Consider the following 24,840-nt stretch of genomic DNA (forward strand, 5'->3'; position numbering starts at 1 on the left):
AAATAGCGATCGCCAAAAATTTTAGCGCTAAACTTGCATCTCTAATAACTATGACATTTCTTCGATCGCTGCAATGAGTTGGTCGAACGTTTGCAATTCAAATATAAAAATAAGATCGCCAATCACTTGAAGCTGTTCAATTGTAAAACTTGCTTGCGCCAATACAATTGTGGAGTCATCTGGTTCAACAGCAGCAAATAAATTTTCTACAGTATCTTCCGTGTATGTAGGAATTAAGTAATTCATTCGCTGCTTCAACAGATTGCCCAACGAACCGATTACGCCGTTAATGACAATGTTACCCACTTCAGTTAAAGTGCCAATTTTTACTGCGTCAAGATCGGGAGAGCCTAGATCTTCTCCTGTAAGAACAGATACGAGTGTCGATGCACTCTCAGTAGGAAATACTAGCTCTGCGCTGCCATTAATGGAGCCAGTAAATCCCAACCTTACAGTAGCTAAATAGTTCTGATTAAATCTAGCAATTAATTCTTGCTGCAAATCTTCTATAGCAAATACCTGAATGAAGGGAATCTCCAGGTGGATAGGGAAACCAACCATTTCATTTAAAAGACTAGCAGCTCGACCCACGCCAATATTAATCAATTCTTTTAATGCATCAATTTGGTCTTCTGTCAATTGCTGCACAAGAGATATACCTCTAGAAGCTAAAAACTTGTCTGACGGTTTGGCGTAGCTCATCTTCTTTTGGTGGCTTATTGATAAAAGCAGCTGCTCCTAAGTTATATCCTCGCTGACGGGAACTTTCTTGAATATCTGCCGAAATAACTATTGTGGGAATAGTTAATCCCTGCTCTTTTAAAGTCTGAAGCAATTCAAAACCATTCATGTCAGGCATGAGAATGTCTGTTACTAAACAATCTGGAGCGCGATCGCGAACGATACTTAATGCTTCTTTGCCGTTCGTCGCCTCCCAAATCTCATAGCCATCAGCTTGCAAAAATTTGCGAATCATCCGGCGGCTGAATGCAGCATCATCAACTATCAAAACAGATACCATTGCCGATTTTCTAAGCTATTCACTATCATCTTATCGAAAAGATAGACAGAAAGTATTTCACGCATCACTCACCGACGACAAATAGCAAAAGACAAATTTACATCTACCTACAGTCAGTGTAGTATGGGCTATCAAATATACGATGTATTTAATTCCTATCAGTCATGGAGTCACTCGAAATCGATGACGATATCAAAGCATTTTTAGTTGAAAGTTACGAAAATCTGAATCAGATCGAGCAAGTTATTCTCGATTTAGAAGATAATTCTGCAAATTCCGAACATTTAACTCGGATTTATCGCGCCCTTCATACAATTAAAGGTAACTGCGGTTTTTTACCGTTGCCCAAACTAGAATCAGTCGCCCATGCAGGAGAAAATTTACTAGGCAAATTGCAGGAACAGCATTTTACCCTCAATTCCCAGATTGTCAGTATTTTACTTCAAACTGTCGATGCAATTCGACAAATTCTAGCCCAAGTTGAAGCGACAGGCAATGAGGGAGATGGCGATTATGTCGCACTAATTGCAGCGTTGGAGGAAGCTAGGAGCAAAGAGCAGGGAGCAGGGAGCAAAGAGCAGGGAGCAGGGATGAGCAGGGAGCAGGGACGAGCTGGGAGCAGGGGGGAGAAGAGAGCTGAGGGAGCTGGGGGAACTGGTGAAGAAACGATCTCTTATCACACACCACGCACCACTCACCACGCACCACTTTCTTACCAACTACCAACTACCAATCCATCAGATTCTACAATTCGGGTGAATGTGGAACTGCTCGATCGCGTGATGAATTTAGTGGGTGAGTTGGTTTTGGCTCGCAACCAAATGGTACGATTTGCCGAGACTTTGGCAGACTCAGATTTGACTGCGACTTGCCAACGATTGAATCAAGTGACGGCTCAGCTACAGGAAGAGGTGCTGAAAACACGGATGCAACCGATCGCCACGATTTGGCAGAAATTTCCTCGTGTGGTACGCGATTTGGCGATCGCCTCTGGAAAGCAGGTGCAAGTAGAAATGAATGGTGCGGATACGGAACTAGACCGCACTATTCTTGAAGCAATTAAAGACCCTTTAACCCACATTGTCCGCAATTGTATCGCTCATGGAATTGAAACGCCTGAAATTCGCAGCAGTCGCGGGAAGCCGATTCAGGGGAAGCTTGCTCTCCATGCATGGCATGAAGGTAGCACTGTTAAGATTGAAATCAGCGATGATGGTAACGGGATCGATCCGCAACAGCTCAAACAGCAAGCGCAAAAACTCGGAATTCTCAGTGCAGTTGAAGCAGAAAAGATCGGCGAAGCGGAAGCGCTGAATTTAATTTTTGGATCGGGTTTTTCGACAGCAGCACAAGTCACCAATCTATCTGGACGGGGTGTAGGGATGGATGTGGTGAAAACCAATCTGGACGCGATCGATGGCAAGGTTGAGGTTGATAGCCAGGTAGGACAAGGAACAAAATTTAAGCTGAAAATTCCCTTAACGCTGGCAATTATTCCTGCCTTGATCGCTGATAGTGGGAACCATCGTTTTGCCATTCCTCAAGCAAGCATTCAAGAATTGGTACAACTGGAAGTAGAGGCATCTTTGCTTGAGGTTGAAACATTCTACAATATTCCTGTATATAGGTTGCGTGGCAAATTATTGCCTTTGGTTTATCTAAATCAAACATTACAACTACAAGCATTAAGAGCCGATGTAGAGATTATTAATATAGTTGTCATCAATGTGGACAATTACTACTTTGGTTTAGTTGTTGATGAAATTCAAGACATCCAAGATATTGTCGTCAAACCTTTAGGAAAACAATTACGAGATGTCTCAGCTTTTGCTGGAGCGACAATTCTCGGTGATGGCAAAATAGCATTAATTATCGATGCCGTTGGTTTAGCAAATTATGCTGGAGTTACTTCGCAATTACAGCAGCAACTCGCGATCGCTACAGCTACAGCAGTAGAAGAACGCACGGGCGATCGCCAATCGATCTTGCTTTTTCATGGCGGATCGGGCGCACGCATGGGACTGCTGATGTCTCAGGTTTTCCGTTTAGAAGAATTCGATCCGAACGCGGTGGAAATTGTGGCAGATCGACCAGTGGTGCAATACCGAAATACAATTTTGCCTTTGATTTACTTGCATCAAATATTCGGGAATTTTGATTTTCCTGAAAGTAGATCCCCCCAACCCCCCTTGACAAGGGGGGCAATATCTCCTCAACTGTCCTGGGCAAGGGAGGTTATAAATGGGCAAGATGATAAACTGCAAGTCATTATTGTGGAGCTAGATCGAGAGCGCAGCCTTGGTTTGGTAATAGAACGCATTCTCGATATTGTTGAGGAACCATTGGCGATCGCGGGCCATGCGACTCGATCCGGTATCCTGTATTTGGCAGCTATTCAGGGTCAAGTTACCGAAATTCTCGACCTGCATACAATAGTTCAAATTGCTTATCCGTATTTACTTCAATCAGTTAACTGATAACTGTTAATAGTTATCAAGGAGCAGGGAGTAGGGAGCAGAGGGGCAGAGGAGAATAATCACAAATGACAAATGACAAATGAGCAATAATAAATATTTTACAAATTAAATAGAGTTATATAAACATGACTGAAGTTCAGCAATACTGTACTTTTTTTATTAACGAAATTCATTTTGGGATCGACATCAAACAGGTAGAAGAAGTCATTCGGGTTCCTGAGATAACTCCCGTACCCCTTGCGCCTGTTGATATTTGCGGTTTAATCAATCTGCGGGGAAAAATTGTGACGATAATCGATTTGCAATGTAGGCTAGGAATGGGTCAGAGCTTGCTGTCTTCTACCTCCGATCCAGAATTAGATGAAGAATTTTTGGCTCATAACATTATAGTTCAGACTCAGGATGAGATTGCAGGTTTGTTAGTAGAAGACATAGGCGATATGTTGGAGTTTACATCAGATCGATTTGAATCTTCACCCGCTACGCTAGCGGGTCAAATGCGGAAATTATTACGAGGTGCATATTCATTATCACAAGGTTTTTTAATGATTTTAGATATTGAGAAAGTTTTAAAAGTTTAGATGAACGATTTTGGTCGCGCAAAGCCAAGGACACTTACGTGCGGGGGTATCCCCCGTTGAGTAAAGTGTCCGCGCAAAGACGCAGAGCGGATTCTTGTATGGTAGGTGCAGAGAATGCATCGCATACTCAAAATTTAAATTAGCAAGGGAGAAGTTCTACTAATGGCTGATGTCAATAAATCTAGTCAATCGGCTACAGAAAGCTGGGAATCTTCAGAAAATTCTGAAAGATTGCCAAATAGAAAAGCAGCTCAAACGGTTAGTAAAGCTAGAACGAGTACGAGACAAAGAAATAATAATCAAGCCCAACTAAAACCGCTATTGAAAGCTATGCAAGCGGTCAAAAATGGCGATCTAACCGTGCGTTTGTCTGAAGAAAATGGGTTAGGTGAGGTTGCCCAAGAGTTTAATCAAATGGTAGCTCAAATCAATCTTTTTGCGGGCGAAGTGACGCGGGTAGCGCGAGAACTGGGAACCGAAGGCAAACTAGATGCTCGTGCTACCGTTGAGGGTGCTGCTGGGACTTGGAAAGAACTGATCGACAATACAAATGTCATGTCTGGAAATCTCACAGAGCAGATTAGAAGTATTGCCGAGGTGACATCAGCAATATCTCAAGGAAATCTCTCTAGCCAAATTGAGGTGCAAAACGCAGGGGAGTTTCAGGACGTAACGGAGAGCGTTAATCAAATGATTGCTAATCTCAGAGCTTCCATGAAGCAGATTGGCGATATATCAATTACAGTTGCTTCTGCGGCGGAAGAAACGACAGCAGTAAGCACCGAAATGGCAGAAAACGCGAATCAAACTGCCGAACAAGCAACATCTGCTTCCGCATCCGCCGAACAAGTGAGTACAAATGCTACCAGCGTCGCTACAGCGGTAGAAGAAATGAACGCCAGCATTCGCGAGATTGCTAAAAACGCAGCCGTAGGAGCGCAGGTAGCTAATACAGCCGTTAAAACTGCCGATCGCACCAACGATACAATTACCAAATTAGGGCAAAGTAGCGGTGAAATTGGCAAAGTCATCAAGGTGATTACATCTATTGCCCAGCAGACAAATTTGTTAGCGCTGAATGCCACAATTGAGGCAGCAAGAGCAGGAGAGGCAGGTAAAGGTTTTGCTGTAGTAGCAAGCGAGGTGAAGGCATTAGCCAAACAAACCGCCAGTGCTACAGAAGATATCAGTCAACGAATTGAAGCAATTCAAACCGATACCAAGAGTGCGATCGAGGCGATCGTTCAAATTACTGATATTATCAATCAGATTAACGATATCCAAAATACGATCGCCAGTGCTGTAGAGGAGCAAACTGCAACGACAAATGAAATCTCCCGCAGTGTTGCCGAAGCCGCCAAAGGGACTACTGATATTGCCAAAAATATTGGCATCGTCGCCCGTAACGCTCAAGTTACAACCGCAGGTGCTAGCAATACATACCAAGCAGCTGCCGAACTAGCTCGTATGGCTGCCCAACTGCAAAAAGTCGTAAATCAGTTCATTTACTAATCATTTCATTGACTAAATTGTCAAATGACTAATGCCAAAAATCCGAGTTCTCGTAGTTGACGATGCAGTGGTTGTGCGCAGCCGCCTGAGTAAGCTGCTAGCTGAAGATCCAGAATTGGAAGTGGTGGGAGTAGCGGCGAATGGTCGCATTGCACTAGCAAAAATTGCTCAACTCAATCCTAATGTGGTGATTTTGGATGTGGAAATGCCAGACATGGATGGCTTAGCAACATTAGCAGCGCTTCGGCAGACTTATCCCCATATAGCTGTCATTATGTTTAGCACTTTCACCCGTGCAGGGGCGATCGCAACTTTGGATGCTCTATCTCTAGGTGCATCAGATTATGCTACCAAGCCGAGTCACATAGGCGACATTGAAGCTATCCGCCAACATGTTTTTGACGACTTAGTGCCGAAAATAAAACTGTTTGGGACAAAGCAACTCAAAAGTCAAACTAGTAAGGGCGCACAGATGTGCGCCCCTACCGACTCCCGACTCCCGTACGGGCGGGTTTCCAAACCCGCCCGTACCGACTCCCGACTCCCGACTCCCAAAATCGTCGCCGTCGGCGTTTCTACCGGAGGACCAAACGCTCTAGCCGTGTTGCTATCGCAGTTGCCAGCAGATTTTCCCGTACCAATTGCGATCGTGCAGCATATGCCACCAATGTTTACTCAACTGTTAGCAGAACGGCTTGCTGCCAAGTCCCGCTTAAAAGTAGCTGAAGCTGTTTCAGGGAGAGTGCTGGAGCCTGGACAGGTTTGGATTGCCCCAGGAAATTTTCATCTCGCCGTGCAACGGGATGGCAAGGTTGTGCGCCTAGTCACCCACCAAGCGCCACCAGAAAACTCCTGCCGTCCCTCCGTCGATGTCTTATTTAGCTCAGTCGCAGAAGTCTTTGGTGCAAGCGCGATCGCAATTGTCTTAACAGGTATGGGTCAAGACGGATTGCGGGGTTGCCAGCAGCTACGCGAGGCTGGGGGGCGAGTTTTCGTGCAAGATGAAGCGAGTAGCGTAGTTTGGGGAATGCCGGGGTTTGTAGCTAATGCCGGACTTGCTAACCGAGTGCTGCCGATCGACCAAATGGCAGATGAAACGATCCGCCAAGTGTGTAATAATACCTAAAACATAGTCAATATTTTTAGAGCGCAATGTTCAAAGTCTGTAACAAACAGACAACAGACATTAGTAAAATTAATTTTCAGTATCTTTGTCAACTAGTTTATCAACATTCGGCGATCGTGCTGGATGCCAGTAAAGACTATTTAGCAGAGCTACACTTAAAACCAATAGCAGAAACAGCGGGATTTGATTCTTTAAACAGTTTAGTAGAACATTTACGATCGCACCCATTTGGCAATCTGCATGTCCGAGCGATCGAGGCACTGAGCGTTACTGAAACATCATTTTTCCGCGATTGTTATCCATTTGAGGTACTCAAAAATTTCACCCTACCAGAATTAATTTCGCGACGGGCAGAAGAGCGATCGCTCAAGATTTGGTGTGGAGCTTGCTCTAGCGGTCAAGAACCTTATAGCCTTGCAATACTGATCCGCGAACATTTTCCTCTACTAACAACTTGGGATTTGCAGATAATTGCTAGCGACTTCTCTAGCCAGATCCTTGTCCGCGCCCGTCAAGGTCGCTACAAGCAGTGGGAAATTCAGCGCGGATTGCCCGCCGATCTACGAGAGAAATACTTTCAGTTTCAGCAACAGCAGCAGAACTGGCAGATTAAAGACCAGATCCGCCAGATGGTTGAGTTTCGTCAAATTAATCTCATCCATCCGTGGTTATCAATGCCAGCAATGGATATTATCTTCCTGCGAAATGTGTTGATTTACTTTGATACTGATACAAAGAAATCTACTCTCAAAAAAGTTAGACAGCAATTAAGACCGGACGGCTACTTATTTCTCGGTGGTAGTGAAACCACAATTTATCTAGATGACTCGTTTGAACGAATACAGCAGGAAGGAGGCATATGTTATCGTTTGCGGTGAACAGTTATCAGTTATCGTAGGGGCGGGTTTAGCCAAGAAATTAACAATTCAAATAGTAAATCTTCGAGCGAAACCCGCCCGTACAGAGGTCAGTTATCGTAGGGGCGGGTTTAGCCAAGAAATTAACAATTCAAATAGTAAATCTTCGAGCGAAACCCGCCCGTACAGAGGTCAGTTATCAGTCAACCAACAACCATCAACCATTGTCTATAACTGGAATTGCCGAGTTGACTAAAGATAACAAAGTACCGTTCTGTTCCTGTCCGTTGGCGGCTAAATCACTGTGACATAGATAAACTCTTTCTCCCACACGCCCTAATAAATCGCGTAAAATTCGCTGCAGTCTTTCTGTGTCAGCGCTTAAATCGTCTTCCGCCGTCCAAGGGCGACCGAATCGATCTTGTAAAAATAACGGCGCACCGTACAAAGTTGCCGCACCACCACGCGACCATAAAGGAGAACCAGCATCTAACCAGAATTGCCAGCGATGAAATCGCCGACTGGAACGATACTGGAAGATAGTTGCTAAGGTGACAGCACGACTAGCAGCACCAATCGGACGCACGGGATAAGAATTTGCTGTAATTGTACCTCGTCGTAGCAGTTGAATGAATTGAGCGATCGTAATGTGAGCAGGAGTATCGATCCCTTCAGACTGCCGCAGCCGCGCATCGATTTCCCAATAGTGTTGAGCGGTCTCTAGTAATTCTCGTAATGCTGCTAACTGGTCGTAAGGAAGGTTACTGCCTTGCCAGAGAAATTTCTGAATAGCGCGGTCGAGTAGAACAATGGGACTGGGGAGAAGCCGTTGTTCTTGCTGCGATCGCTGATCTTCAATCCACTGCACGATCTGAGCATAAGCTAAACTTGCCGTATAGCCCAAGCGATCCCAGCGATCGTAGGTCGTTGCTGGGAGTAAATTTGGGTGTTCTGGATGCGGTTGGAAGCAGTAATCGGCAATCAAGCCAGCACGGACAGGATCGATTTGGAATTCGGAATTCGGAAGTCGGAATTCGGAATCAATTGTGACTTGTGAGGAGTAAGGAGTGACTTGTCTTGCTCCCTCAGCTCCCTCAGCTCTCTTCTCCCTGCTCCCTATTCCTTGCTTTCCTGCCTCTCGCCTCGTACTTAATACTACTAACATTTCCGCTACCATATCTCGATCGACTAAACGTCCTAAACCTGGGTAGACGAGGGAGAGGAGGGTGAGTAAGGCTCGGATAATTGGAGAACTTGTCAATGGGCGTTGGTCGTTCAGGGATTCGACAAAGATCCCGTGTTTAGTCAGAATTTCTACTAGGGTATAACGGGCGATCGCATCTAAACCAGGAGCAATTAAAGCAATTTCCTGCGGCTGAATCTGTCCCGATTTAATCGCTTGAATGATGAAATCGGCAGTTTGTCGCAGTAAGTCGCCCCGCGATATGGTTTGGATTGCTTGCACTGATTCTGGTAGCGAAAACAGTGCCAGTGGTTCCGTGACTAACTCTACTACTGGCGTTGCCAAATCGTCAGCCAGCGCGATCGAGGAAGGTTGGATAAATTCTATCTGACAGCGCTTTGCTAAGCCTTGCAAGTATTCGGGATCGGCTCCTAGTCCCAAACGCACGGCTCCATCGGGATTATAAGTAAACGCACCAACCGCCCCTCGGTCGAGGAGAAACTCAAACAAATCGCGGGCTATAGCTGGATAATCATCGACATCATCCGCCAGAATGTAGCGATAGCGTCGTAGTAAATGCTGCTGATAGTAGGGATCGCCTAAAAGATACTTGCTGTAGAGTTCTGTCGTGATTCCATAAGTCAAAAACCCCCTCTCCCAACACCAATTACGCCACTGTAAGATTAGGGAGTCGGTACGGAATTCGGAATTCGGAATTCGGAATTCGGAATTCCTTTTGAATTTTGAATTTTGAATTTTGAATTGCTCCTCAGCTTCCTCAGCCTTCTTCTCCCCTTGTCCCTGTTCCAGTGCTGCGAGAATAGACCCTACATCTTCAATCGCAGTGCCGCTATTTGCTGCTAACTGCAAGATATCCAGCAGGCGACGCACCCAACGAGACTCGCCGATCCCTGCTGGACGGGGAATTTCATCTAGCTGCTGTCGCCACAGGCGCGTGGCTAATTCCTGTTCGGTTTCTGGGCGCAAACGCACGGGAAACTGAGCTTTTAGTCCCAAAATCTGGAGCAGCAGGGGCCAAAATAAAGTGACTTCATCTTGAAAAAAACCTAATAAGGTTTTAGCGCGAATCGGATATTTACCATCTGTTGCTGCTGCTAATTTATCTCGTAATTCCCGCCGATTATCGTCATTTGCGGCTAAGACTAAAACTGCTGGTTCTCCTTGATGAGGATATAAGCGCTGTCGTCTCCCGGGGGACTGTTGGCGATCGCCTGCTTGCAACCACGTACAAAACTGTTCGACTAAACGAGTCGTTTTGCCGCTGCGAGTAGAACCAACCATCCAAACCGAAATAATTCGCACTAACTCTATCCTCGGAGATTTGTTAATATACCCGGTATGTTAATCAGTGACCAGTGACCAGTTATCAGTCATCAGTGACTAGCGAGCGATTGCTGATGACTAGACATCAGAATCCAACCACTAGCCACTAGCCACTAACCACTATAAACTTGACTCAAGGCTGGCGATGAGAAATTATAGTTGGACGCAAAAAATTTATGCTTTCTTACGCTCTGCCCAACAGTGGTATTTTGATACGCCAGAGCGATCGCTCGATGAAGCTTACAAAGCTGCACTTCTAATTAAGACGATCGAAGATGAGCATTTTGGTGGTCGGAAAATCTCACCAGAATTTGCCAGTTTCGGACGCAATACGATGGCGATGTTTGAGTCAGATCTGAAAAAACATCTGAAAACGATTCGCATGAGACTCGTTGAGTTTAATGCCAGTCGTACTATTTTTGGAGATCCCAATCAAACTATTACTAAATTATCTAGGCAAGATGGGATAAATTCCAACAGGGATTCTTTTGCCATACAACAGAGAAACAATCCATCATTGATTTTAGAAAAACTTAGATTTATTGATGAGATCGCATCGAGATATCAGGAAGAGCAAAAAGAAAATCTTCCTGCGATTAAGCCTCAAATTATGCAACCGGATGCAGTTTTCAATAATCGAGATCTTCAAAGTACTCCAGAAAGACTTCGCTCCAATTCTATTGAAAGTTCAGAGAAAAATAAGAAACCTAGTAGTAAAACTGAAGAGACAGGTGTATTACCTCGCTCGATCTTAAGTACCTTGAACCGACTGAAAGTAGAATTAGATCCGAGCGCTGAAGAAGAAGTTGTCAAAAATTTTCGTACTTCGCAAAGAAGAACTCTCATTTCAGTTAGATTAGTATTGTTACTTGTTATAGTTCCTTTCCTAACTTTTCAAATTTCAAAAAATCTAGTTATTGGACCGCTTGTCGATCGCTTCCGCAATCCCGAACAGGCTACGATGTTCCTCAACTATGAGATGGAAGAGAAAGCATTAGAAGAAATGCGGAAGTCTGAGGAAAGATTGAAATTTCAAAGTTTTCTAAATGGAGGTGAAGAAATCTCTCCAGGTGAAATTGAAAAAAGGTTGCAAGAGAGAGTAGCAGAAATTGCTGAGGAATTCCGTGCCGAAAGTTCTAATGCAATTAAAAATGTTTTTGCTGACTTACTTTCTGTTGGTGCTTTTATCTGGTTGCTACTCATGAGTAAGCGAGAACTCGCTGTTTTGAAAGAGTTTTTCGATCAAATTGTTTACGGTTTAAGCGATAGTGCCAAAGCATTTATTATTATTTTATTCACGGATGTATTTGTTGGATTCCACTCTCCTCATGGTTGGGAAGTGATTTTATCTAGCGTGTCCAGACACTTAGGATTACCAGAAAATCACGATTTTATCTTCTTATTTATCGCGACATTTCCCGTGATTCTCGACACGATTTTTAAGTACTGGATTTTCCGCTATCTCAACAGAATTTCTCCTTCTGCTGTAGCGACTTACCGCAATATGAACGAATAGTAGGGCAAAAATCAAAAGGCAAAAATTTGTATGGTGTATTAGATAATGCACTGAAAAGTCAAAAAAATGTAGGTAATTTTAAATGATGGAAATACATCTAAAATAGCCTGCCTCCACGGCAGGCTGATTTGTATAGCGTTATTTCATCTGAGCGAACTGACTGCCTGGGATGGCAAACTATAACTAACCACCGGAGGAATTCCTGCTAAGTCGAGAATTTGGGGGATCAAATCTTCTCGTTTCACTGCCATCATATGTACGCCGTCGCAAAGTTGACGAGCAATTTGCACTTGTTCGGCAGCAATTTTTATCCCTTCTGCTAAAGGCTCTTTGGCTTGAGCAAGGCGATCGATAATATGTTCGGGAATGTTTACGCCAGGAACGCAGCGATTGATAAATTGAGCGTTTTTAGCTGATTTTAATAAGAAGATACCTGCTAAAACTGGCTTGTTACAACCAGAGGCAATCTGCGTCATAAACTTTTCTAGGCGATCGAAATCAGTAATCAACTGACTTTGGAAAAACTGCGCCCCTGCTGCTAGTTTGCGTTCAAAGCGACTTTGCAATCCCGACCAACTTTTGCACTGCGGATCGACAGCCGCACCAACAAACAAATCTGTCGCCCCATCTGTCAAAGGCTTATCATCGCAGTCTAAACCTTGATTCATTTTGCCGATTAGTTGTAACAGCCGTACCGATTCCAGATCGAAGACACTTTTAGCATCAGTGCGATCGCCTGCTTTGACAGGATCGCCAGTTAAAGCCAAGATATTGTGAATGCCAAGGGCATGTGCGCCTAGCAAGTCAGCTTCTAAGCCAATGCGGTTGCGATCGCGACAGGCGACTTGACAAATCGGTTCGATCCCCTGCTGTGAGAGAATAACGGATGAGGCAAAAGAAGACATCCGTACTACGGCACGACTACCATCGGTGATATTGACTGCGTGTACCCGTCCTTTAAGCGCCTGCGCCATTTGTAGCATGTGGCTGGGATCGCCACCCTTGGGAGGGGCAACTTCAGCCGTAACTAAAAATTCTCTGGCTTTAACGGCTTTGCGAAATGAATTTAAACGGGTTGTATTATGCATCAGATTTCAGTTTTAGTTATTAGGTATAGGTTATAGCACTGCACCCTGAAAACCTGACTCACTCTAAAGCGGTACGGAGAAGCCCAAAGCTGTTTTAACTTTGCTCAGGGTATCGTTAGCGATCGCGGCTGCTTTTTGCTTGCCATCGCGCAATACTGACTCTAGATAGCCCTTATCTGCCATTACCTCGTTGTACTTATCTTGAATCGGTTTAAGGGCAGCGATCGTTGTTTCGGTTAGCAGTGGTTTAAATTGTCCCCAGCCCATATCTTGACACTCTGCTGCAACTTCCTGCTTGGTTTTGCCAGATAGTAGCATATAAAGAGTCAGAAGATTATTACATTCCGGTCTTTCGGGGTCATCGAATACCAAGCCGCGAATCGGATCGGTCTTACAGCGCTTAATTTTTTGTTGAATTTGGTCTGGTGTATCCAGCAAATTAATTCGACTCAACTCTGAGGGGTCTGACTTCGACATTTTTTTGGTTCCGTCTGTCAAACTCATCACCCTTGCGCCTTCTGCCCGAATTAGGGGTTCTGGTAACTTCAACACTGGGTGTTCGCGGGCAAATTGATAGTTAAATCGCGCCGCAATGTCGCGAGTAATTTCTAAATGCTGCTTTTGATCCTCTCCTACGGGGACTTTATCAGGTTGGTAGAGTAAGATATCCGATGCCATTAGTACAGGGTAGTCTAATAAGCCAACGCTAACATTCTCTCCCTGTTTTACTGCCTTCTCCTTGAACTGGATCATGTCTTCTAACCAGTTCAACGGCGTTATGCAATTAAATAGCCAAGTCAATTCGCTGTGGGCGGGAACGTGAGATTGAATGAAAATAGTGGAGTGTTTTAGATCTAGACCACAAGCTAAGTATAGAGCTGCGAGCGTGTAAGTATTAGCTGCTAGTTCCTCTGGTTTGTGTGGCACGGTAATGGCATGTAGATCTGCCACAAAGAGATAATTTTCATACTGGCTTTGTCCTTCTACCCAGTTGCGAATTGCCCCTAAGTAGTTACCTAAGTGTAGATTGCCAGTGGATTGAATTCCAGAAAGAACGCGCATCGCCATAAATTATTAACTTGAACTTGAACTGGGTGTGGAAGGGATTTTATTGGTGGTGTGGGTCTATTTACTTTAGTTTCCCATTTTCTCCCGCTCTCGGCACGCGATCGCGACTGATAGAATCGAAAAATACGCGCTTGATTCTCAAAAATGGCTAAAGTCTTCGATCGCATCACGGACGAACTACAAGCATTCATCGCTAACCAACACATCTTTTTTGTAGCGACTGCACCCATCAGTTCAACCGGGCATATTAACGTTTCACCCAAAGGTTTAGACAGCTTTCGCATTCTCTCCCCCAATCGCGTCGCTTATTTAGACTTAACGGGTAGTGGAAACGAAACATCAGCCCATTTACAAGAAAACGGGCGCATCACCTTGATGTTTTGCGCCTTTCAAGGTTCACCATCCATTCTGCGACTTTACGGCACAGGCTATACAGTATTACCAAATAACCCTGAGTGGGACAGCCTACACTCTTTATTTCCACCGACACCAGGAACACGCCAAATCGTTGTAGCGGAGATCGATCGCGTACAGACATCCTGTGGCTTTGGCGTACCACTATACGAACACCAAGGCGAACGAGATATTTTGATCGAGTGGGCGCACAAAAAAGGCGAACAGGGATTACAAGACTATCAAAAGCAAAAAAACCTTGTCAGTATCGACGGTTTACCCACACCCCTAGCAGCTAAAGAACCTTCGTAGATATATTTGCAACTACCCAGATCCCTCGCTAACCCTTTGCGCCTCTGCGCCTTTGCGCGACATGACACGTGACTTGTGAGGGCGGGTTTACAAAGCAACTCCGAATTTAGTCAATCTAGTCGATAAACCCGCCCCTACGGTCATGACGATCGCTTAAAAAACCTACAGACTACCTCACCAGGATCGCCCGATCTAAAAGGCACAACCCGATCCTTTTGAACTTTAACGCGATCGCGGCAATTATAAACCTCCGTATCCCCTTTCACACCATCTATACTGACAACAGCCCGATATTCCCAATAATTTTTGGCGCTGCGTTGAAGACTCAAAATGCAGATCTGATGTCCGTCGCGAGTCTGACAAACACTAGCAGCCGCAGGAAACGCGATCGCTAACGAAAGTAATAATATCGCAACAATAATCCTCAACCGAAACGACCTTCCACATAATCCTGAGTACGAGGATCGTTAGCATCGGAGAAGATTTTCTCCGTTTCGTCGAACTCCACCATCTGACCGATTCGGCTCTCATCCGTGCTGAAAAATGCCGTATAGTCAGATACGCGGGCGGCTTGTTGCATATTATGCGTGACGATCGCGATCGTCAGTTCTCCCCGCAAACTGTGAATTAATTCCTCAATCTTCATCGTCGAGATCGGATCGAGGGCAGATGCGGGTTCATCCATCAACAAAATTTTAGGTTTGACAGCTAGCGCCCTAGCAATACAGAGACGCTGCTGTTGTCCGCCCGATAAACCCAAAGCCGATTTTTTCAGATTATCCTTTACTTCATCCCACAAAGCCGCACCCTTGAGAGCAGATTCAACGATGTCATCCAACTGCATCCGCGACGGACGAGACTGCGCCCTTACGCCATAAGCCACGTTATCGTAAATACTCATAGGGAAAGGATTAGGCTTTTGGAATACCATACCAATCTCGCGGCGCAGGCGATTCAGGTTGACACGGCGATCGTAAATATCTTGACCGAAAAACTCTACCTGACCCTCAACTTTAACTTTGCCTTCCAGTTCGCTAATGCGGTTAAGAGCTTTAATAAAAGTCGATTTACCACAGCCAGAAGGACCGATAATTGCAGTAACGTGTCCTTGGTAAATATCCATTGTCACCCGATCGATCGCCTTCCGAGTGCCATAGAAAAAATTGAGGCTTTTCACTCGCAGCGCTGGAATTAAATTTGTTGCTACTGATTTTGTGTAATTCATGGATTGGGGAGTCGGGAGTCGGGAGTCGAGAGTCGGGGGACAAGGAGGACAAGGGAGACAAGGAGGACAAGGGAGAGCTTCTAGTCACTAGCCAACTAGCCACTAGTCACTGCCTTCTGCGGGTTGCTAGACGCGAGATAATACTAATACATAAGACCAAACCTACTAAAACTAAAGCCGCTGTCCATGCCATCTGATTTTGCCCAAGGTCGGGAGAGTTAGCGTAGTTGTAAATCAGGACGGATAGCGAGGGGGTAGGATTAAACAATCCATCAGGCCAGCTAATACTAAATAAAGCGGTAAATAGTAACGGTGCTGTTTCACCAGCGGCGCGGGCAACAGCGAGTAAAACGCCAGTGGTGATGGCGGGAATTGCGGCAGCAACGACAACGCGAAATGTTGTTTGCAGACGATTTGCACCCAAGGCGGCGGAACCCAAGCGTTGGTGATTGGGAATCAGTTTCAAAGCTTCTTCCGTTGTCAGCGCTACGATGGGCAGCATGATGACTGCCAGGGCAAAACCTCCAGCTACAGCAGAAAATTGCGTAACTTTGTTCAAGATCAAAACGCCGTAAGCAAATACGCCTGCGATAATTGAGGGGATGCCCGTGAGAATAGTAATAATAAATCGGATCGAGCTACCAATAGCTGTATTTCTACCAAATTCAGATAAGAAAATTCCTGTCAGCACTCCTACTGGAATGGCGATCGCCGAAGCAATACCTACCATCATTAAAGTACCCAAAATCGCATTACCAAAGCCATTAGGAACGTCCGTTACGCCTACGGGGGCAGGTATATTTGTAAATACAGCCCAGCTAAAATTTCGCCCACCCCTCAGCAGAATTTCGAGCAAAATCGATCCTAAAGGTAATAGAGCTAGAGCCGTTAAGATTAGAGCGATTGCAGTCATACCGCTATTAAAAACCGCTCTATAAGTAGGCAAAGGACGGCGTAATTCTGCTGCCAAAGATGGGTCTATCTTTTCTACGATTGGGCGCTCGTGCATAGCTATTGAGTCTAAAAATTAGTGCGAGTAAAGATTGAAGATAGCAGAATTGATTTACATCGTGGCGATCGCTATTTAATTTAATCAATTGTGTCGGCTAATAAATTTTACCAGAGCTACTGAAGCAATATTTACCAGTAGCGTAACTAAAAACAAAATTAATGCTAAGTACATCAACGCACCGACGTGTAATCCATCTAATGCTTCGCCAAACTCATTCGCTAGCACAGCTGGAATCGTATATGCCACATCTAACAATGAAGGGCTAATCTGTGCTGTATTTCCAATTACCATCGTCACAGCCATTGTTTCCCCTAGCGCTCGTCCGAGTGCTAGAATTGCTGCTCCAACTATACCGGAAATACCTGCTGGTAAAAGCACGCCGAAGATAGTTTCCCAACGGGTTGCACCTAAAGACATCGAACCACTGCGTAATTCTTTTGGTACGGCAAGTAGAACTTCGCGGCTAATTGCTGCCATTGTAGGCAAAATCATAATTGCCAGAATCACACCTGCACTTGACATTCCATAACCTACAGGTGGAGTGCTAAATAGGGGTATCCAAGCGAAATGGTCGTACAGCCATTGTTGGATTGGTTGCAAGAATGGAATGAGTACGAAAATGCCCCACAGACCAATAATGACGCTGGGGATAGCAGCAATCAACTCTACCATGAAAGCAATGGGCGATCGCACTGAAGCAGGTAAAATATCTTCGCTCGTAATTAAAGCTACTGCTAATCCCACGGGAACGGCAATTAACATAGCGAGTGCCGAACTGACTAGAGTGCCAAAAATGAATGGCAGCGCCCCAAATTTGAGATCTGCTACATTCCATTCTTGACTCCACAAAAAACTCAGCCCAAATTGTCGAATAGCTGGCAGGGCATTTTCAAAGATAATCAAGCTAATCCAAAAAAGCAGGGCTACCATAGCAAATGCTAAGCCATATACCAGCCAGGTAAACCCTTGGTCGAACCACGCAAATTTTCCCGAAGATGCAGTTAAATTTATCTCTGACTTAAGAGGAAACTGCTGATTGCTTTCTATCTGTGGTTCTGACATACATTATTTATTTGAAATCAACTATGTAGAGACGTTAAATGTAGCGTCTCTACATGTAACTATCTACTTCACTTCGCTTTTCACAGTCTGTACAACTTGAGTAGCAACCTTGGCGGGAATCCGCGTGTAGTTGAGTTGACCGTTAATTGCCTGACCGTCAGTCATCATCCACTCTACCATCCGTTTGACGGCATCAGCTTTACCTGGCTGTTGGTAGTTTTTGTATACCATAATCCAGGTCAGACCGACAATTGGATATCCAGAGTCAGGATTGCCAAGTAGGGAATAATTCACGCGAAAATCAGGATTGAACTTCACGCCTTCTAAAGCTTGGTCTGCTGCCTCTTGAGTTGGTGCGACAAATTCCCCTTGACTATTTTGCACTTGTGCCGTCGGAATTTTATTTTCATTAGCAAAAGCAGCCTCTACATAGCCAATGCTACCAGGAGTCCGCTGCACGATTTGAGCTACACCAGGATTGCCTTTACCTTTGAGAGGACTTCCAGGAAAAGATGGAGAACGATTAGCACCAATTCTACCTTTAAAGTAGGGACTCATAGCGCTAAGGGCGTTGGTGAAGATAAAGCTCGTACCGCTAGCATCAGCACGGACAGCAAGTCTAATAGGCTGATTTGGTAATTTTGCCCCAGGATTATCGGCAGCGATCGCCGGATCGTTCCAATTTTTAATTTGACCGGCAAAAATCTGCGGTAAGACTTTACGAGATAGTCTGAGATCGTTAACTCCAGGTGCATTGTAAACCACGGCAACAGGACCACCAGCTGTGGGGACAAACACTACGCCATTCTTGACTTTTTTCACTTCTTCATCGGTCATGGCATTATCGCTAGCGCCAAAATCAACTGAGCCAGCAATAAACTGTCTCACGCCGCCACCGCTACCAATTCCTTGATAGTTGACTTGTAGTGGTGGGTTAGCTTTACGCAATTCGCTAGCCCAGCGCTGATACAAGGGTTCTGGGAAAGTTGCGCCAGCACCGTTGAGGGTGGCAGCTTGTTGGGCAATTCCCGTTAAACCCGCTCCCAAGGTCACCGTAGCTGCGACTGCTGAAGTCGCAATAACACGCTTCAGCGTAATTCCAGATAGCAGCATATTTCTCTGAGTCTCCTCATCCACTAATAGTAGTCAATCGCACAGACAATCTTAATAATCACGCACATAGTGGATGAACTCATTATCTAAAGCTTAATAGATGGTTAATTTTAGATTAAGTAAAGTTTAAGCGACTGAGGCGTTTCAACGTTAACTATACCAATAGAACGCTAGTACCCGTAGATACGTGCAACCAAAAGCCAAATAAATACTGAGTTGTAAATTATACTAAAATAGCGTTTGATGCTAACTGACTTCATCAAGATAGAGAGTAGAAGGAAAAAAGAAAGAAGCATTGCCATTTATCAAGCTGAAACTGCATTATGCAATTTCCCTCAGCCTATATCGAAAATACTTAAATTAATTGAGCTAAAAATCTACTTCTATCTTGGGATATACATTGCCAGAAAAACGTCTAGCAAAATGTAAACAACTGTTGCAAAACTGTCAAAAATCTTTAGAAACTGTCCAGAAACCTATCAGAGCTTTAACCTAGAAAAATAAGAGATGTTAAAAGGAAATCTGCTGGAATTATGAATAACATTCAAAAGTATCGCTTTGTCTGCACTCTGACCTTTGGGGATATTTACGGTCAGATTATTGTCTGGTTGATCACTATCACTGTTAGTTTGGCTGCGGCAATGGCAATGATGGGTGCAAGAAAACCAATCTACGCCTTAGCGACTGTAGGACTGATTGTATTACTTTCTTTACCTTTCCTACTGTTTGCCTTCGTCACAACCCTGCTCAATCATATCGAACTTACAGCAACAGAACCAGGCACAAAAACTGAACCTATTCCTGGTAACGTTTCGCAGCAACAACCAGCACAAGCAGCTAGTTAGGGATGAGGGGCGAGAGAGAAGACAAAGGGGACAAGGGAGATAGGGAGGACAAAAAAGCAACTCCAATCCAAAATATAAAATAATTTTCTCACTCCTCACTCCTCACTCCTCACTCCTTCTTAAGCCACTATAGAGCTAGAGAACACTTTTTTAGCAAATAATGTAATTAAATGCTAGAACACGATGTCATTATTGTTGGCGGCGGACTGGCTGGCTGTCGTGCCGCAGTAGAAATTGCCCGCCTCGATCCGAGTTTGAATGTGGCTGTAGTGGCGAAAACTCACCCGATCCGCTCTCATTCTGTCGCCGCTCAAGGAGGAATTGCTGCAACGCTGAAGAATGTGGATGATAAGGATAATTGGGAAGCTCACGCCTTCGATACTGTGAAAGGTTCCGACTATCTAGCCGATCAAGATGCAGTGGAGTTGCTAGCCCGTGAAGCCCCCGATGTGGTGATAGACCTAGAACATATGGGGGTGTTATTTTCTCGCTTGCCTGACGGGCGCATCGCCCAAAGAGCCTTCGGCGGACACTCCCACAATCGTACCTGCTATGCCGCAGATAAGACCGGACACGCTATTTTGCACGAACTCGTTAATAATTTACGACGATACGGCGTACAGGTTTATGAAGAATGGTACGTGATGCGTCTGATTTTGGAGGACGGTCAAGCTAAGGGCGTGATGATGTACCGCATTCTCGACGGACACATCGAAGTCGTACGCGCCAAAGCGGTGATGTTTGCTACGGGCGGTTACGGTCGAGTCTACAACACGACTTCTAATGACTATGCTTCGACGGGCGATGGATTGGCGATGGCGGCGATCGCGGGTCTGCCTTTAGAAGATATGGAATTCGTCCAATTTCACCCCACGGGATTGTATCCAGTAGGCGTATTGATCTCGGAAGCCGTGCGGGGGGAAGGAGCGTATTTAATTAATGCCGAGGGAGAGCGTTTTATGGCAACATACGCCCCCTCGCGGATGGAATTAGCGCCACGAGATATTACATCTAGAGCGATCGCCTATGAAATTCGTGCCGGACGCGGGGTTCATCCCGATGGTAGGGCGGGTGGTCCCTGCGTGTATCTTGACTTGCGGCACATGGGCAGAGAAAAAATTATGAGCCGCGTCCCTTTTTGCTGGGAAGAAGCTCATCGACTCGTAGGAGTTGATGCCGTCCATCAGCCGATGCCTGTGCGTCCCACAGTCCACTATTCTATGGGTGGGATACCCGTAAATACAGACGGACAGGTGCGCCGGAGTGCCGAACAGTTAGTAGAAGGATTCTTTGCGGCTGGGGAATGCGCTTGTGTCTCCGTTCACGGTGCTAATCGTTTGGGGAGTAACTCTTTGTTGGAGTGCGTAGTCTACGGACGGCGTACTGGAGCTGCGATCGCGCAATACGTCCAAAATCGTAAATTACCGGATATCCAAGAGCAACGCTATATTAACGAGGCAAAACAGCAGATTCAAGCCTTGTTAGAACAGCCAGGAAAGTACCGGATCGAGCAAGTTCGTACGGCTTTTCAAGATGCTATGACGCAGCACTGCGGCGTATTTCGGACGGAAAGCTTGATGCAAGAAGGCTTACAACAATTGCAACAACTGCAACAGCAATCCGCGCAAATATATCTAGATGATAAAGGCAGTTGTTGGAATACGGAAATTATTGAAGCCTTAGAATTGGGAAGTTTAATTGTCGTCGGACAACTCATTTTAAATTCAGCCCTCAACCGTCAAGAAAGCCGTGGCGCTCACTTCCGCGAAGATTTTCCGCAACGGGACGACAGTAATTTCCTCAAGCACACCCTCTCGTATTATTCTCCTGCTGGTATCGATCTGCAATACAAACCCGTCGCAATTACTATGTTTGAGCCACAAGAACGGAAATATTAGGGATCGGTGTTTGACGATGCATCTCAGCAATGATATTGTGATGGTTAAATAATGAAGGGGAGTAGCTACTGGCAATAACTAGCCAGATACCTGAATCAACACACTGGCTTGTAGCCTGGTTCAGGTGACAATTAAGCGTCAAACAAATGACAAAGACGCTCAGTTGTCAGTGAGACCTTCACTAAGTTCACAGAGGAAGATTGTGAGCTTGGTGAGGTCTTTTGTAACTCGTCAAGCTCGCAAGCTCAAGTTAGTCAGCTACAAAGGAGCTTGAGAGAGTGCTAGCAGCCTTCATTGCCAGTTTTTTACTGATTGCGGTATCAGAATTAGGAGATAAAACTTTTTTCATCGCGGCTATTTTGGCGATGCGCCATTCGCGACGGCTGGTATTTGCTGGTGCAGTGTCCGCTTTGGCAGCGATGACAATACTTTCTGTTTTAGTGGGACAAGTTGCGGCTTTGTTGCCTAAAACATACATTCAATATGCAGAAATTGCCTTGTTTCTTGGTTTTGGTTTGAAGTTGCTTTACGAAGCAAGTAGAATGCCAGCTAGTTCTTGCGATACAGAAATTATTCAAGAGGCAAAAACTGCGATTGAGAAAGCAGAATTTAATTTACCGAAAACTCAAAATGCCGGAGCAATTATTGCTGAGGCTTTCACGCTAACTTTTTTATCAGAATGGGGCGATCGCACTCAAATTGCAACTATTGCTTTAGCAACTCGATACCCAGTTGTAGGCGTGACTATTGGAGCAATTTTAGGTCATGCTTTGTGTGCGGCGCTTGCAGTTGTTTGCGGACGCATGTTAGCCGGACGTATCTCCGAGCGCAAGTTAACTATTGCCGGAGGAGTTCTATTTATTATCTTTGGTATTATGGCAGCGGTTGAAGCAGCATGAGTCAGATTTTATTCTATTAACCAGCCAAATAAGTTTCCTATAGTTAGTTGAACTTCTTGTGCAAAAGATGGAACAGGAATCTGTTGTTCTGGTTCATCAAATACTTCTGGTTGTTGGTTGGGAAGATAAACAAAGACAGTTTGTTCTTCTGGATCGATTAACCAACCCATTTGAGTTTCATATTTGAGGCAGTGTAGGATATTTTTAGTAACTTTTGTTTGGCTTTGGTCGGGTGAGAGAATTTCAATTGTCCAATCTGGAGCAATTGAAAAGATATTAGCAACTCCGCCATTTTCCTTACGTGGAATTCGTTTCCAAGTAAACACAGATACATCTGGTACAGTTGAACGTCCACCAAAGGTACAGCGAAGCTCTGTAAAAGCTCGTGCAATGCGCTGCGGTCTTAGAATTGCATTGACTGTTGCTGGCAACTCTGTTTGAATAGCGCTATGTTCTCCTTGAGGCATTGGTTTTTGAATAATTTCACCATTAATATACTCGCTAGCAGGTTTCGTTTCTGGTAACTTTAGAAACTCTTCCAATGTTAAAGATTTAGGTGATATTTGTATCATGAGTCGTTACCTCAAAGATAGTTTCGGTAGCTTTATTTTCCATACTAAGTCATTTGCTGAAGAATGTGACTTACAGCATATTGACCCAGTTGTACTACAGGTTATTCAGCTCTGAGTCTATATTTTCTAGTCTGAGAAAGCAGCCTGAAAAATGTGTAGCTGCTAATAGAATTCGCTTTAGTTAAAAAGGCGTGAGTTTTACCACTTGTAAATTTAATGCAATCTTTACCAAAAACTACTAACTCCTCTCAATCGCCTTACCTAATCCGCCAATTTTTCAGCTCGCTTAGATAGAGAATTTTCTATCTAAGTTATAAGGATTAACATTAGTGTCAGTAAGATTACGTAAGTCTCTATCCAAGTCATTAGGAATTTGGACATTTCTTCTCATATTGCTGTTGCAAAAAGCTTTTCCTCAAGCTGCATTTGCATTCTCTTCAGTCGATGCTTGTGCAGCTCAACCTACTTGTGCGGCAGCTCTCGGTTCGGAAGTATCTTCTGCTGTTGCTGCACCTACGACCACTGGTGTCAGCACAGCGGTTACTGCTACTAGTAGCGGCGGGGGTATTCCTCCTGTAGTGGTTCAAGCTGCGGCTGGGGTTGTGGTTGCTGGGACAACATTTGTGGCAACACAACAACCAGTTGCAGACGATACAGGTACAATCTCCTGGTATTACTGGAGTTACGAGCTGAATCAGGCAGCACAGGAGTTAGCCAAGCAAAGATTCTGCGCTACCTATCCAACTGATTATGTTTGTACGCCTTTTACTGGTGGGCAATCTCCGGTTTATTATTACGTTTATGCGGTAAGAAATGGCGTTGAATACGTTTTGCATTGGACGGATCAATACGATAGTCCACTTCCGGTACTAGGACCAATTACAAATATCATTCCTAACGGTAGCTGGGGAAGGTACGGTCAGACTTACGGACATGAATATTTGGTTTACGATGCCAATGGCAACCTTGTAGGCAATAAACCTTTAATAAGTAAGGAATATACGTTTGAATTAATTGGGACAGTCCCCAATCCACTAACAATTGTTCGCCGCGTTGACGGACTACCGGATACAAATGGCAATCCACCTCCGCTACCTTGGAAAGATTGGACGCAAGAAAAGCGAAGTCTGGCAGTAAGTTTACTCACAGCGGCTGACTGGCAAGCATTGTCAGGCGCTATGACTAAAGGAGGTGACGCGAAGCCAGGAGATACGATTAGTGGTGCAGACAGGTACATCATTCCAGGGCAAGAAGCAGACGACCCAAATACTCCTCAAGACGATCGCCTCCCCAAAACCATCCCAGCACCAACATTCACCGTTCCCACTCCCGCACCATTTGTTCCTCCTACCAATCCCTTACCTGACCCATCGCCATCACCCGATCCTTCACCCAGTCCCTCACCTAGTCCAGCTTTACCACCACAAGGCAACAGCGACCTACCCAGCACACCAGATGCATCTCCTGGTGATTCATCACAGCCGCCTAATAGTGAACCAGCGCCAGCAGAAGAAAATACTTCGAGTAAGCCGAACTCAGCGCAATACAAAAAGCTCACCAAAGCTGAAATTGAGAGGTTACAGGCAGGAGGAGAAGATATACATGAGCTTAAGGGTAAGAGGAATGCATCTAAAAGGGATTTGTACAAGGATAGGGAGGGAAATATTTATGTTATGCCAAAGGGTGGTAGAGGAGCGGGTGAACCCACAGGTTTAAACATTAATGACTTTTAAAAT

Annotated in this window: 22 protein-coding genes; 11 read left to right on the top strand and 11 right to left on the bottom strand. The window is 44.8% G+C overall.

The window, feature by feature from the left end; genetic code table 11:
• Positions 1-48: 48 nt before the first annotated feature.
• The gene (locus H6G17_RS16285) at positions 49-702 is read right to left on the bottom strand and encodes a chemotaxis protein CheC (protein ID WP_199316757.1); all 654 of its coding nucleotides are present in this window, start codon (positions 700-702) and stop codon (positions 49-51) included.
• Positions 662-1,021 (bottom strand): response regulator, encoded by a 360-nt coding sequence (locus H6G17_RS16290; RefSeq protein WP_192158882.1) that lies wholly within the window; start codon positions 1,019-1,021, stop codon positions 662-664. The genes H6G17_RS16285 and H6G17_RS16290 overlap by 41 nt, the downstream gene beginning before the upstream one ends.
• A 164-nt stretch (positions 1,022-1,185) precedes the next feature.
• Between H6G17_RS16290 and H6G17_RS16295 the strand changes: the two genes are divergently transcribed.
• The 5 genes from H6G17_RS16295 to H6G17_RS16315 all read left to right on the top strand — a co-directional run bounded on the left by H6G17_RS16295 (position 1,186) and on the right by H6G17_RS16315 (position 7,595).
• On the top strand, positions 1,186-3,498 hold the full coding sequence (locus tag H6G17_RS16295) for a chemotaxis protein CheA (protein WP_192158884.1): 2,313 nt from the start codon (positions 1,186-1,188) through the stop codon (positions 3,496-3,498).
• Positions 3,499-3,623: 125 nt separating this feature from the next.
• Positions 3,624-4,079 carry a chemotaxis protein CheW gene (locus H6G17_RS16300; RefSeq protein ID WP_192158886.1) on the top strand — a complete coding sequence of 152 codons (456 nt, stop codon included), beginning with the start codon at positions 3,624-3,626 and terminating at the stop codon, positions 4,077-4,079.
• A 162-nt stretch (positions 4,080-4,241) separates the two neighbouring features.
• Positions 4,242-5,591 (top strand): methyl-accepting chemotaxis protein, encoded by a 1,350-nt coding sequence (locus tag H6G17_RS16305; protein ID WP_192158888.1) that lies wholly within the window; start codon positions 4,242-4,244, stop codon positions 5,589-5,591.
• A gap of 31 nt (positions 5,592-5,622) precedes the next feature.
• On the top strand, positions 5,623-6,717 hold the full coding sequence (locus tag H6G17_RS16310) for a chemotaxis response regulator protein-glutamate methylesterase (protein ID WP_192158890.1): 1,095 nt from the start codon (positions 5,623-5,625) through the stop codon (positions 6,715-6,717).
• Positions 6,718-6,743: 26 nt separating this feature from the next.
• The gene (locus H6G17_RS16315) at positions 6,744-7,595 is read left to right on the top strand and encodes a protein-glutamate O-methyltransferase CheR (protein WP_192158892.1); all 852 of its coding nucleotides are present in this window, start codon (positions 6,744-6,746) and stop codon (positions 7,593-7,595) included.
• A gap of 196 nt (positions 7,596-7,791) precedes the next feature.
• On the opposite strand, the gene H6G17_RS16320 is transcribed toward H6G17_RS16315, so the two are convergent.
• On the bottom strand, positions 7,792-10,080 hold the full coding sequence (locus H6G17_RS16320; RefSeq protein WP_192158894.1) for a recombinase family protein: 2,289 nt from the start codon (positions 10,078-10,080) through the stop codon (positions 7,792-7,794).
• 166 nt (positions 10,081-10,246) lie between these two features.
• On the opposite strand from H6G17_RS16320, the gene H6G17_RS16325 reads away from it, so the two are divergent.
• A complete protein-coding gene (locus H6G17_RS16325) occupies positions 10,247-11,617 on the top strand; it encodes a proton extrusion protein PcxA (protein ID WP_192158896.1) in 1,371 nt (456 codons plus the stop codon).
• Positions 11,618-11,760: 143 nt separating this feature from the next.
• Here the strand turns inward: H6G17_RS16325 and H6G17_RS16330 are convergent, their stop codons facing one another.
• Both H6G17_RS16330 and trpS read right to left on the bottom strand, forming a co-directional pair.
• On the bottom strand, positions 11,761-12,705 hold the full coding sequence (locus H6G17_RS16330; protein ID WP_192158899.1) for a methylenetetrahydrofolate reductase: 945 nt from the start codon (positions 12,703-12,705) through the stop codon (positions 11,761-11,763).
• A gap of 63 nt (positions 12,706-12,768) precedes the next feature.
• Complete coding sequence (gene trpS / locus H6G17_RS16335; protein WP_192158900.1) at positions 12,769-13,773, bottom strand: tryptophan--tRNA ligase; 1,005 nt, start codon at positions 13,771-13,773, stop codon at positions 12,769-12,771.
• Positions 13,774-13,917: 144 nt separating this feature from the next.
• On the opposite strand from trpS, the gene H6G17_RS16340 reads away from it, so the two are divergent.
• Positions 13,918-14,478, top strand: a complete 561-nt coding sequence (locus H6G17_RS16340; protein WP_192158901.1) for a pyridoxamine 5'-phosphate oxidase family protein — start codon at positions 13,918-13,920, stop codon at positions 14,476-14,478.
• 140 nt (positions 14,479-14,618) lie between these two features.
• Here H6G17_RS16340 and H6G17_RS16345 read toward each other — a convergent pair whose 3' ends face one another.
• The 5 genes from H6G17_RS16345 to pstS form a co-directional block, all read right to left on the bottom strand.
• Positions 14,619-14,906 carry a hypothetical protein gene (locus H6G17_RS16345; protein WP_192158902.1) on the bottom strand — a complete coding sequence of 96 codons (288 nt, stop codon included), beginning with the start codon at positions 14,904-14,906 and terminating at the stop codon, positions 14,619-14,621.
• On the bottom strand, positions 14,903-15,703 hold the full coding sequence (gene pstB, locus H6G17_RS16350) for a phosphate ABC transporter ATP-binding protein PstB (RefSeq protein ID WP_192158903.1): 801 nt from the start codon (positions 15,701-15,703) through the stop codon (positions 14,903-14,905). The genes H6G17_RS16345 and pstB overlap by 4 nt, the downstream gene beginning before the upstream one ends.
• A 106-nt stretch (positions 15,704-15,809) precedes the next feature.
• Entirely contained in the window at positions 15,810-16,712 is a 903-nt protein-coding gene (gene pstA / locus H6G17_RS16355) for a phosphate ABC transporter permease PstA (protein WP_192158904.1), read from the bottom strand.
• 84 nt (positions 16,713-16,796) lie between these two features.
• Entirely contained in the window at positions 16,797-17,777 is a 981-nt protein-coding gene (pstC, locus tag H6G17_RS16360; RefSeq protein WP_192158905.1) for a phosphate ABC transporter permease subunit PstC, read from the bottom strand.
• Positions 17,778-17,840: 63 nt separating this feature from the next.
• Entirely contained in the window at positions 17,841-18,890 is a 1,050-nt protein-coding gene (gene pstS, locus H6G17_RS16365; protein WP_192158907.1) for a phosphate ABC transporter substrate-binding protein PstS, read from the bottom strand.
• 533 nt (positions 18,891-19,423) lie between these two features.
• Between pstS and H6G17_RS16370 the strand changes: the two genes are divergently transcribed.
• The 3 genes from H6G17_RS16370 (at position 19,424) to H6G17_RS34670 (ending at position 22,532) form a co-directional block, all read left to right on the top strand.
• The gene (locus H6G17_RS16370; protein WP_192158909.1) at positions 19,424-19,735 is read left to right on the top strand and encodes a hypothetical protein; all 312 of its coding nucleotides are present in this window, start codon (positions 19,424-19,426) and stop codon (positions 19,733-19,735) included.
• A 170-nt stretch (positions 19,736-19,905) separates the two neighbouring features.
• Complete coding sequence (locus tag H6G17_RS16375; RefSeq protein ID WP_192158911.1) at positions 19,906-21,633, top strand: succinate dehydrogenase/fumarate reductase flavoprotein subunit; 1,728 nt, start codon at positions 19,906-19,908, stop codon at positions 21,631-21,633.
• A gap of 278 nt (positions 21,634-21,911) precedes the next feature.
• Entirely contained in the window at positions 21,912-22,532 is a 621-nt protein-coding gene (locus tag H6G17_RS34670) for a TMEM165/GDT1 family protein (RefSeq protein ID WP_192158914.1), read from the top strand.
• An 8-nt stretch (positions 22,533-22,540) separates the two neighbouring features.
• On the opposite strand, the gene H6G17_RS16385 is transcribed toward H6G17_RS34670, so the two are convergent.
• Complete coding sequence (locus H6G17_RS16385) at positions 22,541-23,104, bottom strand: Uma2 family endonuclease (RefSeq protein WP_192158916.1); 564 nt, start codon at positions 23,102-23,104, stop codon at positions 22,541-22,543.
• A 329-nt stretch (positions 23,105-23,433) separates the two neighbouring features.
• On the opposite strand from H6G17_RS16385, the gene H6G17_RS34675 reads away from it, so the two are divergent.
• A complete protein-coding gene (locus H6G17_RS34675; RefSeq protein WP_199316758.1) occupies positions 23,434-24,837 on the top strand; it encodes a polymorphic toxin type 33 domain-containing protein in 1,404 nt (467 codons plus the stop codon).
• The last annotated feature ends 3 nt before the right edge of the window (positions 24,838-24,840 follow it).

Origin of the sequence: Chroococcidiopsis sp. [FACHB-1243], assembly GCF_014696895.1 — a bacterium.
In the GTDB taxonomy this organism is placed as follows: domain Bacteria; phylum Cyanobacteriota; class Cyanobacteriia; order Cyanobacteriales; family Chroococcidiopsidaceae; genus Chroococcidiopsis.

Excerpts from the sequence above, each read along its gene's own strand:
- H6G17_RS16330 (WP_192158899.1), bottom strand. The coding sequence starts at position 12,705 with ATGCATAATACAACCCGTTTAAATTCATTTCGCAAAGCCGTTAAAGCC.
- pstB (WP_192158903.1), bottom strand. The coding sequence starts at position 15,703 with ATGAATTACACAAAATCAGTAGCAACAAATTTAATTCCAGCGCTGCGA.
- H6G17_RS16375 (WP_192158911.1), top strand. The coding sequence starts at position 19,906 with ATGCTAGAACACGATGTCATTATTGTTGGCGGCGGACTGGCTGGCTGT.
- H6G17_RS16290 (WP_192158882.1), bottom strand. The coding sequence starts at position 1,021 with ATGGTATCTGTTTTGATAGTTGATGATGCTGCATTCAGCCGCCGGATG.
- H6G17_RS16285 (WP_199316757.1), bottom strand. The coding sequence starts at position 702 with ATGAGCTACGCCAAACCGTCAGACAAGTTTTTAGCTTCTAGAGGTATA.
- H6G17_RS16370 (WP_192158909.1), top strand. The coding sequence starts at position 19,424 with ATGAATAACATTCAAAAGTATCGCTTTGTCTGCACTCTGACCTTTGGG.
- H6G17_RS16315 (WP_192158892.1), top strand. The coding sequence starts at position 6,744 with ATGTTCAAAGTCTGTAACAAACAGACAACAGACATTAGTAAAATTAAT.
- trpS (WP_192158900.1), bottom strand. The coding sequence starts at position 13,773 with ATGGCGATGCGCGTTCTTTCTGGAATTCAATCCACTGGCAATCTACAC.
- H6G17_RS16325 (WP_192158896.1), top strand. The coding sequence starts at position 10,247 with ATGAGAAATTATAGTTGGACGCAAAAAATTTATGCTTTCTTACGCTCT.
- H6G17_RS16340 (WP_192158901.1), top strand. The coding sequence starts at position 13,918 with ATGGCTAAAGTCTTCGATCGCATCACGGACGAACTACAAGCATTCATC.
- pstS (WP_192158907.1), bottom strand. The coding sequence starts at position 18,890 with ATGCTGCTATCTGGAATTACGCTGAAGCGTGTTATTGCGACTTCAGCA.
- pstC (WP_192158905.1), bottom strand. The coding sequence starts at position 17,777 with ATGTCAGAACCACAGATAGAAAGCAATCAGCAGTTTCCTCTTAAGTCA.
- H6G17_RS16385 (WP_192158916.1), bottom strand. The coding sequence starts at position 23,104 with ATGATACAAATATCACCTAAATCTTTAACATTGGAAGAGTTTCTAAAG.
- pstA (WP_192158904.1), bottom strand. The coding sequence starts at position 16,712 with ATGCACGAGCGCCCAATCGTAGAAAAGATAGACCCATCTTTGGCAGCA.
- H6G17_RS16305 (WP_192158888.1), top strand. The coding sequence starts at position 4,242 with ATGGCTGATGTCAATAAATCTAGTCAATCGGCTACAGAAAGCTGGGAA.
- H6G17_RS16300 (WP_192158886.1), top strand. The coding sequence starts at position 3,624 with ATGACTGAAGTTCAGCAATACTGTACTTTTTTTATTAACGAAATTCAT.
- H6G17_RS16295 (WP_192158884.1), top strand. The coding sequence starts at position 1,186 with ATGGAGTCACTCGAAATCGATGACGATATCAAAGCATTTTTAGTTGAA.
- H6G17_RS16310 (WP_192158890.1), top strand. The coding sequence starts at position 5,623 with ATGCCAAAAATCCGAGTTCTCGTAGTTGACGATGCAGTGGTTGTGCGC.